Here is an 11,783-nt window from a genome sequence, read left to right as displayed (position 1 = left end):
TGCGTCGTTTATGTGACAACTTTTATATCTTATCATTCTTAGAATGTTATGTCAACATTTATTTTAAAATGTTTTTTCGATATTCGTTGTCGTCCTTGCGACTTATAATAATATATCACGATATTATTCACTTAGCAATAGTTTTTATTATTTTTATTTAAATAATATTAATAATGTTACGCACATCATACCGGGAATGCCTAATATTGCTATTGTAAGTACTGAAAAGAAATTGATTGGCACATAAAAAAGTAACCCTGCCGCCCCGATCATTAAGTTCCCTAAAAACAGTACAACGATAACAACTGCTATTTTAAACCAGAACCAGGCAAAGTACTCCCACACTTTCCCTCTTGCGTTTTTGTTTAATAAAAAAAGAAACAAGACAACAAAACAGACCATAGCTAAAACTATGTATTGCATAGCACCATCCTTTTTTATTTAGTGGTAACATATGCAACTGCTTCGCTTCTTATTTCTAAAAGATTATTTAATTAGTACACGACGTACACGTGCTTCTTTATATAAGTAATAATGTATGCTTTCGGCTCTTTTTCGTTCGGCAATTACATCTAGATTATAATCGTCGGTTAATTCTTCAATTACCTTCGCACTTTGTAAAGCTTCTTTTGTCTCTTTAATAGAAGAAACTAGTTTCTCATCGAATTCTTTTTTGAGTTTCCCTTTCCGAGAAAATAACATGGGGCATCCTCCTATTACAACTCACGTCGACCTTCCAGCGCTTTTGATAAAGTTACTTCATCCGCATATTCTAGATCTCCGCCAACAGGTAATCCATGTGCGATACGTGTAGTGCGAATTCCTGATGGCTTAACAAGGCGGGAAATATACATCGCTGTCGCTTCCCCTTCTATTGTCGGGTTCGTCGCTAAAATTAACTCTTGTACACGCTCGTCATGCAAGCGCCCCAATAACGAAGCTACATTAATATCTTCAGGTCCTATCCCGTCCATCGGTGAAATTGCACCGTGTAACACATGATAAAGACCTTGATAATCACGCATCTTTTCCATAGCTATTACATCTTTCGGATCCTGCACAACACAAATTGTTGATACATCACGCTGTTTATCTGAACAAATGTGACAAGGATCGATATCTGTTATATGACCACATTGTGAGCAATACATTAAATTGCGTTTTGCATCGACAAGCGCTTTCGCAAATGTCGATACAGTATCTTCCTTCATTGTTAATACGTGAAATGCCAGTCGAGCTGCTGTTTTCGGACCAATGCCCGGCAGTTTCATAAAGCTGTCTATTAATCGAGATATCGGCTCTGGATAATGCATCCTGTTCCCCCTTCTTTAAAAAGGCACATCCCAATATTTGAGATGTGCGCTACGTTCTACTTGATTCAACTTAGAAAGGAAGGTTCATTCCTTGTGTGAATTTACCCATTGTAGAATTTGTTGTCTCTTCGACTTTTTTCAATGCTTCGTTTGTTGCAATAACAATTAAATCTTGCAGCATTTCGATATCTTCCGGATCTACTACAGACTCATCTAAATTTACTTCAAGCATTTGACGTTGGCCGTTCATTACTACCTTCACCATACCGCCACCTGCTGCACCTTCAAATAACTGTGCATTTAAAGCCTCTTGTGCTTCCATCATTTCTTTTTGCATTTTTTGCATTTTTTTCATCATGCCTTGCATATTACCCATACCACGCATCTTATTTCCTCCTTAAAATGTGTATTTATTCTTCGATAACCTCAACAAAGTCTTTTCCAAAACGTTTTTCGGCTTCTGTAATGAGCGGATCTTGCGCTTCCATTACTTGAACATCGTCAAGAAAAGGGGGCTCCTCTATTAAATCCTCCACCGCATTCATTTCATCCGATGGTGATTTTTTTTGATTTAAGCCATTTTCATTTATAAAGTTTTCACGCAAACGCATCCAAGCCGGCTCCGGGATACATAAAAGTTCATATTGAATCCCTACTTCCGAAGCGATTTGCTGTGTAAACAATGAAACAAGTGCACTGTTGTCAGCTACCATTTGACAATGTATATCATACTTGAATTTTATCACAAAAGCACTTGCATTTGCGGCTACAGGCTCTGCATCCGCCAATAAAGCTGCATGTGATTTTTGCAAGCTTGCCAAACCACCCGCCCAAGCAGATTTCACTTTTTGCAGGTCAGGTTTTGTTGCAGTTTTTAATACTTCCTGAATACGTCCTGTTGGAGCATTATATTGATTTCCTTGTGGACGTACACGCTGGCGGGCCTGTTCTTTTTGTTGAACAGGGGCTCCCCCTCCACCATTTTGAAGCTGTTGTGACAGTTGCCCTAAACGACTTTCAAGTGAAGCTACCTTACCTTCAATAGCCGGATCGACCGCAGTTGTCCCTTGTGGTGAAGCTTTATATTGGGCCATTTTTAAAAGGGCCGTTTCTAAATATATTTTCGTATGATGCGAAAAGCGCATTTCCTGCTGGGTCTTTGCCAAAATATCGATAAACCCATAAAGTGTATTAGCTTCAAATTGTCCGGCTAATGATAAAAACTTTTCTTCCGGTGAAATAAACTCCAATAATTCCTCTAACGTACCATCTGTTTTTAATAGAAGCAGATCCCGGAAGAAAGTAATAAAGTCTTCCGCAAGGCGTAATGGTTCTTTTCCATCTGCAATTAAGTTTTCGACACTGCCTAATACTTGGGCAACATCCTTTTCCTGTAGTGAAATCGCAATATCGTAAAATGCATCTTGGCTTACAGAACCAGTTACAAGAAGTACATCGTCTAATTGAACGTGTTCATTACTAAATGAAACAACCTGATCAAGTAAACTTAATGCATCACGCATACCTCCTGCTGCAGCTTGAGCAATTGCTTTTAATGCCTGCTCATCATAACCCATACCGATATCTTCCAATACAACCTTCATACGCTCTACTATATCTATAGAAGAAAGTCGTTTAAAATCAAATCGCTGACAACGGGAAATTATTGTTGCTGGTAGCTTGTGAGGCTCAGTTGTCGCTAAAATAAATACCGCATGTTCAGGTGGTTCCTCAAGTGTTTTTAATAATGCATTAAATGCACTCGTAGAAAGCATATGCACCTCATCTATAATGTACACTTTGAAACGCGCATTTGCCGGGGCAAAACGGACTTTTTCGATAATATCACGCATTTCTTCCACTCTTGAATTGGAAGCAGCATCAAATTCGATTACATCTGTATGTGAACCTTCAGTAATACTTAGACATGTAGGGCATTCATTGCATGGCTCACTTGCCGGGGCATTTTCACAATTCAATGCTTTCGCGAAAATTTTAGCTGTACTCGTTTTCCCTGTTCCTCGAGGACCGGAAAATAAATAGGCATGTGTTGTCTTGCTTGCGAGGAGAGCATTTTGAAGGGTCCTCTTTACATGTGTCTGACCTGACATTTCTCTAAATGACTGGGGTCTATAAACACGATAAAACGCTTGATATGTCAACCTTTCCCCTCTCCCTTCCATTTAAAAATACATACATTAAGTATAGCATAAACTACGTATAATCTCTTTTGAAATGAGGGCAATAAACTCTCTTTTTCATATAAAAAACGCACCCACCAATAAATGATGGATGCGTTTGAAATGGTAATTTAATACCGTGCACCTTTCTTCGACTGCCGCACATAAGCGTTACTCTTGTCGCCAGCTCGGGTTAGGCTACCCCGCGGCACATAAGTGATACCACTTAATGCTGCTTCCTTCCGGACCTGACATGGTTCATGGGTACTTATTGCGCAGGACCCAACCGTCAACACTACGTGCAAAAGGCAGACCAAACAATACGGACAGCCTCAGAAAAGGAATTCAATCTTGCTAGAGCGGATTGCAAGTTACAGGGCACCGCTACCTCCCCATCTAGCACGGCAAGTATTAGTATACTAAGCAAGCTATCAAATTGCAATGAATTGCTTCAATTAAATTTTCCCAACGCTAGCAGAACTATACTCTAGAATGTCCTTTAAATATTTCACATCATCACTTTCACTTGATAAATTGGACTTTCACTTCACCAAGCGTATTAAATGATGCTGTAAATTTGTCACCAGGCTCTGCTACAACAGCAGCAGATAAAGCCCCAGATAAAATGACTTCACCAGATTTTAATGTAACGTTGTATTCATGTAATTTATTCGCTAACCAAGCAACACAAAATGCTGGATCCCCTAATACATCCGTCCCTTTTCCATCATTAATTAATTCATCGTTTTTTATAAGTTCCATATGAATTGCTTTTAAATCAATATCGTTCACATTAACTTTCTTTGACCCTAGTACATATAATCCGCATGATGCATTATCCGCTACTGTATCTACAAGACTTATTTTCCAATCTTTAATTCGGCTATCTACAATTTCAATGGCCGCTATTACATAATCTGTCGCATCTAAAACATCCTCAACTGTAACATTTGGTCCTACTAAATCTTTTTTTAGTACAAAGGCAATTTCACCCTCAATTTTTGGTTGAAACAGTTTACTAAGTGAAACGATGCCTTCATTCGGAACTTCCATTGAGTGAAAAAGGTGCCCATAGTCTGGCTGGTCCACTCCTAGTAAATTTTGCATTGCTAAAGATGTTAAGCCAATTTTTTTCCCTGAAATCACTTCACCCTTGCTTGTAGCTGCTTCAACTCTCTGAATCTGAATTGCATAAGCCTCATCAATTGTCATCAGAGGGTTTAATATAGAAAGAGGTTCTGAAACGGAAGTATGCTTTTCATAAGCCCTATCTAATAATTCTATAGCTTTTGACATCAATCCCTCTGTCATATTCACTACTCCTTTCATTTAAATTGCTTTTGATGGAACCGCTTTTTCAACTTGCTGCAACCAGTGAATAGAAAAAATCCCCTTTGGCAGACGTCTTTGCCGTTCCATTCGTTGGATTTGACCTGCTGCATCAATTGAAATATATGTTCTTAATTGTTTATTCGGCAGTTCTAAAATTACTTTATAAATACCTGCAGATGGCAACATTGTCTTTTCAATTTGCTGAAATTTATTACCGTCCCAATGCACCTTGGAATTAAAGTGATCTCCTAAGAAGTGGGGGATTTCATGAACAGCGGCCGCAAGTAAACGTTGACGAATCGCACTTGAGCTGATTTTTTCACCATCATAATCAATGCATTCTACTTTCGTAACCGTAATTTCCCCATTGGAATCAGCCACTATTTGCGAGAGTTTAGCTACACCCTTCACACCGTAGGAAAAATCAAATCCTGCTACTGCATGGACAACATCAAGTTTCATTAAATAATCTTCTACAAATTGACTAGATGTGAGCGCAGCAAACGCCAATGTAAAATCCACCAGATAAAATAAATCAACACCAAGCTGTTTAAGCCGTTTTTCTTTTTCACAAGGAGTTGTTAAGTGCGGTACTATGCTTTGCCCCTTAGATAAAACATTGATAGGATGTGGACGAAAACTCATTACTGCTAATGGTAGTCCGCGCTTACTCGCTTCTTCACGAGCTGTCTTTATCACTTGCTGATGTCCAAGGTGGATCCCATCAAAATAACCGAGTGCCATTACGCAAGAAGTTGCCTGTTTTTGAATCAAGTGCAAATTTTGACTATTAATAAAATGCGTCTTCATCCAACAACCTACCTTTCTATAATCTAAGTTTATTTTTAATAGATTAAGCCTCTACTAATGTACTTAAATTACGATATTTACCTGCAAAGTATAGCAATGGATCGCCATCTGTAATCGTAATATCATTTACCTTACCGATAAATAATGTATGATCACCTTCAATATACTCAGCTGATACCTCGCACGAAACTTGTGCTAATGCTCCTGGAATAACAGGAACATCTGCTAAACGTTCAAATGAAACTTGCTGGTCTTTAATTTGCCCAGCAAATATTTTTGAAATATCTTCTTGATTTTCTGCCAATATGTTAACAGAAAATTTCTTTGAATCTTGAATCTTAGCAAGCATACGTGCATTTTCCTTAATTGAAATAACAACTAATTTCGGTGTAAGTGAGACAGACATGAAAGCATTAGCTGTCATACCATGTGGCTCACCCTCTGTTTCTGTTAGAATTACTGTAACACCTGTCGCAAACTTCCCCATTGCATCTCTAAATAAACGATCATCCATTTTTATAACCTCCTCATTTAAATTTAAGATTGTATATTTGAATATAATTTCCAATTTCTAATTAAGCTTTCTGTAACTCTGCTGCAACTTCCAAAATCATATCTTCCTGGCCACCTACAGCTTTTCGTCTACCGATTTCCATTAAAATATCCCGTGAATCAACCCCGAACTTTTCAGCTGCTTTTTGGGCATGTAATAAGAAACTTGAATACACTCCAGCATAACCAAGTACAAGACTGCCTCTCGTAATCTCTTGTGGTTGCGGTAAAATAGGCGCAATGATTTCCTCTGCAACATCCATTATTTTATAAAGGTCCACCCCAGTTTGAATGGCCATTTTATCTAGTACGCTAACAAAAACTTCTGTTTGCGTATTACCGGCACCCGCACCTAAGCAACGAATGCTACCATCAATACGTTCAGCACCGGCTTCAATTGCTGCCAATGAATTTGCAACAGCTAAAGATAAATTATTATGCGCGTGGAATCCTATCGGTACAGCAATTTCCTGTTTTAACGCCTGTACGCGATCCATTACTTGATTTGGTAATAAAGCACCCGCAGAATCTACAATATATATGACATCTGCTCCGCCATTTACCATAATTTTTGCCTGTTCTACAATTGCTCTTGACTCTGCCATATGCGACATCATTAAAAACCCCACTGTTTCCAAGCCTAACTCTTTCGCATAAGCAAGATGTTTTAAAGATACATCCGCCTCTGTGACATGTGTTGCTACACGTACCATCGAAACACCTAAATCGGCTGCTCGCTTAATATCCGGCTTCGTTGCAATACCAGGTAATGATAACACCGCAATTTTTGCATGCTTTGCTGTTTCTACTGCCGCTTCAATTAATTTGAATTCATCTGTTAAAGAGCGGCCATATTGAATCGTTGAGCCACCTAATCCATCACCATGTGCAACTTCGATATAAGGTATATTTGCTGCATCTAAACCAGCAACTGCAGCACGCACCTGGGCTTCTGTGAATTGGTGACGCATCGCATGACTGCCATCTCGTAAAGCGACCTCTGTTAGTATGACATCTCGCTTCATCAGTAATCCCTCCCGTTATAATAATGCTTTTGACTTCGCCCATTCCTCGGCAATTTTAATCGATGCCGCTGTAATAATATCTAAGTTTCCAGCAAAAGCAGGTAGGTAGTCTGCAGCACCCGCAACTTCTAAAAATACTGAAATTCGATTCCCCTCCACAAATGGGCGCGACTTAAGACGATAGCCGGGAACATACTGCTGAACGGCTTGTTCCGCTTGAACTAGCGCTTCATAAAGAGTATCTTCCTCTACAGGTCGATCCACTAATAAATGAATGGTGTCATTCATCATAATCGGTGGTTCCGCAGGGTTTAAAATCAGAACGGTTCTTCCTTTCTTAGCACCACCTACAAGCTCGATTGCCCGCGAAGTTGTCGCTATAAATTCATCGATGTTTGCACGAGTTGCAGGACCCGCACTTTTACTTGCAATAGTTGCCACGATTTCGGCATACTCGACATTATATAATTTGGAAACTGCATGAATAATCGGTATTGTCGCTTGCCCTCCACATGTCACCATATTTACATTGTCTGCATTTGGATGAGCATGAAGGTTAACAGTAGGTACAATCAGCGGACCAATTGCTGCAGGAGTTAAGTCAATGGCACGGATGTTATGTGCCCGTAATTGTTCAGCATGCTTTATATGTGTATAGGCACTTGTCGCATCGAATACAGCATCAACTTTCACACCGGCATCCAAAAATCCATCTAACCCTGTGTGAAAGGTTTGAAATCCAGCTTCACGCGCTTTGCGTAAACCATCTGATTCTGGATTAATACCAATTACTGCTACTAATTCTAAGTTGGATGAACGCATTATTTTTTTCATTAAATCCGTACCGATATTACCTGAGCCTAAAATAGCAACTTTTAAATTCGACATTCATTAATCCTCCTTTTGTCAAAACTAGTAAGACATAGAATTTGTAAACGCTCTCAAATTTAAGTTGAAAGTAGCATTTACCTGTCTTTTAATAGATGATATTATTTTAAATATTCAAAAATTTGAAATGGAAACAATTCTGGAAAATTAGTTTCCACACTTTACAGGTTAAAACTTTCAATACATAAATCCCCCTAGGTCCAAAAAACTCAGCGTTTAGAACTTCACAAATAAATGATAGCATAGTGAAAAGAAAGAATATTCACACATTAAATAGCTAATTCTGAATTTTTTTAGCGTAAATCGTTTAAAAAACTTAATTAAGCCAGGGGGATCATTATGAATTTAAAGCGAAAAAATTTAAATGACGTATTTCATTTACCTAAAGATGAGGCTTTAACAGCATTTTATGATCGAATGATAACAATTCCAACTACTGCAAGAACAGCATTAAAAAAAGAACTACTGTCAATTATAGGAGAAGATCGCTCGAAAGGCGTTTTTGTTCGATATGGTTGGCATTGTGGTGTTAGCGATGCTAGAAAAGCAAAGTTATACCACTACGAGGATGAGCTGGAATTGATTTTAGGCGGTACAAAATTTCATATGTTGCACGGCTATGTTGATCGAGTAAGCGTATCTGACATTCATTATGATGAGAAGAATTATTTAAAAAAAATAGACGTTATTTGGGAGAATTCTTTTGAGGCCGATGAGTTTTTGGCAGATGGGAACTTAAGTGATCGTCCAATTTGCCATACACTATGTGGTTATGCAAGTGGCTATTTATCCACGGTATTAGAAAAGACCATTCTTGTAAAAGAGGTGGAGTGTCGTGCAATGGGGTATGAGCAATGTAAAGTAATTTGTATGCCTCTCGAAGAATGGGGTCATCAAGAACACGAATACAGCTATTACCAGTCAACTAGCATAATTCAAGAGCTAGACGAAATAACAGCAAAACTGAAAATAGAGCGTGATTATTTAAAACAAGCAAATGAAGTTCAACGAAAATTAACCCATGCACTTTTATCAAAGCAAGGGCTCCAAAAAATCGTCAATCTATTAAATGAATCAACCGGTTTACCAATATTCATTGAAAACGAGACGAATGAAGTGATTATAAAATCAGCAGATGTCATGATTGATTTTGAGTTGGAAAAAATTGATATTGATACTACTGAATTTATAACTATTACACCTGAACTGGGAATACTTAGAACCCCTATTTATTTTGAAGAGCAAATTAAAGGTTATTGTTCATTTATATATCAGACGGGGAAAAAACCAACGGAATTAGAATACATGATTATCGACAAAACTGCTTTAACAGCATCTGTCATTTTACTAAATGAAAATATTAAAATTGGTACGGAACAGAATATAAAGCGAAGTTTTTTAAGCGATGTATTGGATGGTAAATTAGAGCAAGATGAAATTTATAAAATTGCTCATTACCTCAATTTTCCGCCTACTGAATCGTATTGGTTGCTTACATTAGAAAGAACATTAAATCATTCTAATATTAGTGATGAAATAGAAGTAAACGAAGAGTTGATCAGACAAATTATCCTATTTTTAAATGAAAGAAATATTAATGCCCTTGTCTCGCAAAAGACCGATAAACTCATTATCTTAATTGAATATCCAACATTTAAAAGGTTAAATACAGTGCCCCACACATTTATAAACCAGTTACTAAAATACTGCTTACGTCGTTTTAAAAGTTACGAATTTTATATAGGAGCAAGTACGGTTATAGAAGATTTGAGCCAAATCAATATTTTATACAACGAGACATTGGCAGCGTTAAAGGCAAAAAACCCAGAAAAGCATATTTGTTTCTATGAAGATCTGGAAATTGAAGGCGTACTTTTCCAAATTAAAGACGAGGTTCTAATCGATCGCTTTGTAATGCAACAATTAGGTAAATTATTGGAGATAGACAAAGATTACGATTTAACAAAAACGATTTATACCTATATTGAGAATGGCATTAATATCAATAAAACCGCGAAAGCTCTTTCCATGTCTATTAGTGGATTAAGGTACCGCTTATCTAAAATCAGCGAAATTTTAAATATTGGCTTAGATGATACAAAGCGCCTTTTCTCTGTCTATATGGCATTAAAAGTATTAAAAGTTAAAAACCAAATTATATTTTAAAGTCCCCCTTACCATGAATTTAAAAGTTCTTAAAGCTTTAGAAAGTAGCATTTTTTACTTTCTAAGGCTTTTTTTAAATCAGTAAAGAATATTAACAGCATGAATAGAGCGTTAAATAACTATTATTACTCATTCCCCCAACCCTAACAAAACACATTTAGTCTAAATATTCTAAAAAAAAGCATTTTTCCGCATTTTAAATAGCTATCTCAATAAATTCAGATAATTATAATAATAGATAACCAGTACGACAAGATGCTGTGATAACGCTTACAAATTAAAAAGGAGGATTTATATGACAATTAATTCTTTGGCACTTCTTGAAAAGACATTGAATCGTGAAGAACTACTCCAAAAGGCAAAAGAAGTAGGTGAGTTAGCAGAGAAATATGCAGATCAAACTGATTTTGATAGAAAATTACCGGATGAAGTCATGGAAAAGGTAAAAGAAGCCGGCTTCCACAAGTTACTTAGACCAAAAGCATATGGTGGGCAAGATTTAGACTACTATACATTTGGGGATATTATCCGAACTGTAGCGAACTATAATGTTTCAGCAGCATGGTTAACATACTTTGCTATTATTCATGAAACTTGGCCAGCTTTTTTAGATAAACAAGGTCGGGAAGAGCTATTCGGCACTGGGGAATTAATGGCCGATGTATTTGCTCCGATTGGTAAGGTCGTAAATGATGGTGAAGGATATCGTATATCAGGAACATGGAACTTCTGCAGCGGCATTCCATACTGCGACTGGGTTGCACTAGGCGCTATTCATCAATTGCACGATGGGACAGAACCAGAATTTGGCCTGTTTATTGTCCATAAAAAAGATTTTGAAATTGTTGAAAACTGGGATTCCCTAGGTTTACGGGGAACAGGCAGCAACGCTGTAAAGTTAGATAATGTCTACGTTCCAGCAAATTATGTTTTTCCGGTAACTCGAGTAGTGAATGGGGCAACTGCACCGGACGGCAATTACGAACCGGATTACCAAATTTTCAATGTTCCCTATCTTGCATTCTTCTTAGCTGGTTTCTCACATGTAGCAATTGGTGGTGTGGAACGCTTAATACGAAACTTTAAAGAAAAAACAGAACATCGTGTTCGTATTTTCAACAATAATACAAATGAAAAAAATGCAGGTACGGCACAGCGGACACTTGCAGAATTAAATATACAACTAACTGCTTTAAAAGCTTTAGCAAAAGATTATGCAGATCGCTTACACCGTTACCAGGATGAGGGTATCCGCGTTTTAGATGAAGAAGAACGCGAACAGTTATTTGCAATTCGCGGCTATATTGCAAAAACTTCTGCAGAAATGGCCACTCGTATTTTAATCACGCTTGGTGGTAACTCAGTCTACAAGAGTGATGGAACAGAAAGATTTGTTCGAGATATTCTTACCGTTGCTGCTCACCCAACACATCAATACGAAGATGCAATGGCCGGATACGGAAGCGCAATTCTTGGATTCAAAGGACATCCGACTTGGTAAATTCAAAACTATGAAT

At 37.6% G+C, this 11,783-nt stretch carries 12 protein-coding genes and 1 other RNA gene; 2 read left to right on the top strand and 11 right to left on the bottom strand.

The window, feature by feature from the left end; all coding sequences use genetic code 11:
- Positions 1–153 precede the first annotated feature (153 nt).
- The 11 genes from AC6CH1_RS19125 to AC6CH1_RS19075 form a co-directional block, all read right to left on the bottom strand.
- Positions 154–423 (bottom strand): pro-sigmaK processing inhibitor BofA family protein, encoded by a 270-nt coding sequence (locus tag AC6CH1_RS19125; RefSeq protein WP_079523429.1) that lies wholly within the window; start codon positions 421–423, stop codon positions 154–156.
- A gap of 63 nt (positions 424–486) precedes the next feature.
- Entirely contained in the window at positions 487–702 is a 216-nt protein-coding gene (locus AC6CH1_RS19120; RefSeq protein ID WP_251691791.1) for a YaaL family protein, read from the bottom strand.
- Positions 703–716: 14 nt separating this feature from the next.
- Positions 717–1,313, bottom strand: coding sequence for a recombination mediator RecR (recR, locus tag AC6CH1_RS19115; protein ID WP_251691788.1), 597 nt, complete (start codon positions 1,311–1,313; stop codon positions 717–719).
- A 70-nt stretch (positions 1,314–1,383) separates the two neighbouring features.
- Positions 1,384–1,698 (bottom strand): YbaB/EbfC family nucleoid-associated protein, encoded by a 315-nt coding sequence (locus AC6CH1_RS19110; RefSeq protein ID WP_008408640.1) that lies wholly within the window; start codon positions 1,696–1,698, stop codon positions 1,384–1,386.
- Positions 1,699–1,723: 25 nt separating this feature from the next.
- Positions 1,724–3,475 (bottom strand): DNA polymerase III subunit gamma/tau, encoded by a 1,752-nt coding sequence (gene dnaX / locus AC6CH1_RS19105; protein WP_251691786.1) that lies wholly within the window; start codon positions 3,473–3,475, stop codon positions 1,724–1,726.
- A 155-nt stretch (positions 3,476–3,630) separates the two neighbouring features.
- Positions 3,631–3,898: signal recognition particle sRNA large type (gene ffs, locus AC6CH1_RS19100), an RNA gene on the bottom strand.
- 117 nt (positions 3,899–4,015) lie between these two features.
- Positions 4,016–4,804 (bottom strand): 2-keto-4-pentenoate hydratase, encoded by a 789-nt coding sequence (locus AC6CH1_RS19095; protein ID WP_498318841.1) that lies wholly within the window; start codon positions 4,802–4,804, stop codon positions 4,016–4,018.
- Positions 4,805–4,822: 18 nt separating this feature from the next.
- A complete protein-coding gene (locus AC6CH1_RS19090) occupies positions 4,823–5,635 on the bottom strand; it encodes an adenylyltransferase/cytidyltransferase family protein (protein ID WP_427714309.1) in 813 nt (270 codons plus the stop codon).
- A gap of 43 nt (positions 5,636–5,678) precedes the next feature.
- Positions 5,679–6,149 carry a flavin reductase family protein gene (locus AC6CH1_RS19085; RefSeq protein ID WP_008408636.1) on the bottom strand — a complete coding sequence of 157 codons (471 nt, stop codon included), beginning with the start codon at positions 6,147–6,149 and terminating at the stop codon, positions 5,679–5,681.
- A 61-nt stretch (positions 6,150–6,210) separates the two neighbouring features.
- Positions 6,211–7,212 carry a 4-hydroxy-2-oxovalerate aldolase gene (dmpG, locus tag AC6CH1_RS19080; RefSeq protein WP_251691780.1) on the bottom strand — a complete coding sequence of 334 codons (1,002 nt, stop codon included), beginning with the start codon at positions 7,210–7,212 and terminating at the stop codon, positions 6,211–6,213.
- A 15-nt stretch (positions 7,213–7,227) separates the two neighbouring features.
- Positions 7,228–8,100, bottom strand: a complete 873-nt coding sequence (locus AC6CH1_RS19075; protein WP_498318839.1) for an acetaldehyde dehydrogenase (acetylating) — start codon at positions 8,098–8,100, stop codon at positions 7,228–7,230.
- A gap of 339 nt (positions 8,101–8,439) precedes the next feature.
- Here AC6CH1_RS19075 and AC6CH1_RS19070 point away from each other — a divergent pair, with 339 nt between their 5' ends.
- Together AC6CH1_RS19070 and AC6CH1_RS19065 are read left to right on the top strand one after the other, a co-directional pair.
- Positions 8,440–10,266 (top strand): helix-turn-helix domain-containing protein, encoded by a 1,827-nt coding sequence (locus AC6CH1_RS19070; RefSeq protein WP_251691776.1) that lies wholly within the window; start codon positions 8,440–8,442, stop codon positions 10,264–10,266.
- A 295-nt stretch (positions 10,267–10,561) separates the two neighbouring features.
- Entirely contained in the window at positions 10,562–11,767 is a 1,206-nt protein-coding gene (locus AC6CH1_RS19065) for an acyl-CoA dehydrogenase family protein (RefSeq protein ID WP_065216338.1), read from the top strand.
- The last annotated feature ends 16 nt before the right edge of the window (positions 11,768–11,783 follow it).

This window comes from Solibacillus sp. GQ1 (genome assembly GCF_059758555.1).
Note: the sequence above shows the minus strand (reverse complement) of the source record. Positions and strands in the feature narration are given on the sequence as shown.

Coding starts and splice junctions, on each gene's coding strand:
- AC6CH1_RS19070 (WP_251691776.1), top strand. CDS start 8,440: ATGAATTTAAAGCGAAAAAATTTAAATGACGTATTTCATTTACCTAAA.
- AC6CH1_RS19065 (WP_065216338.1), top strand. CDS start 10,562: ATGACAATTAATTCTTTGGCACTTCTTGAAAAGACATTGAATCGTGAA.
- AC6CH1_RS19120 (WP_251691791.1), bottom strand. CDS start 702: ATGTTATTTTCTCGGAAAGGGAAACTCAAAAAAGAATTCGATGAGAAA.
- AC6CH1_RS19110 (WP_008408640.1), bottom strand. CDS start 1,698: ATGCGTGGTATGGGTAATATGCAAGGCATGATGAAAAAAATGCAAAAA.
- AC6CH1_RS19085 (WP_008408636.1), bottom strand. CDS start 6,149: ATGGATGATCGTTTATTTAGAGATGCAATGGGGAAGTTTGCGACAGGT.
- dmpG (WP_251691780.1), bottom strand. CDS start 7,212: ATGAAGCGAGATGTCATACTAACAGAGGTCGCTTTACGAGATGGCAGT.
- AC6CH1_RS19090 (WP_427714309.1), bottom strand. CDS start 5,635: ATGAAGACGCATTTTATTAATAGTCAAAATTTGCACTTGATTCAAAAA.
- AC6CH1_RS19125 (WP_079523429.1), bottom strand. CDS start 423: ATGCAATACATAGTTTTAGCTATGGTCTGTTTTGTTGTCTTGTTTCTT.
- AC6CH1_RS19075 (WP_498318839.1), bottom strand. CDS start 8,100: ATGTCGAATTTAAAAGTTGCTATTTTAGGCTCAGGTAATATCGGTACG.
- recR (WP_251691788.1), bottom strand. CDS start 1,313: ATGCATTATCCAGAGCCGATATCTCGATTAATAGACAGCTTTATGAAA.
- AC6CH1_RS19095 (WP_498318841.1), bottom strand. CDS start 4,804: ATGACAGAGGGATTGATGTCAAAAGCTATAGAATTATTAGATAGGGCT.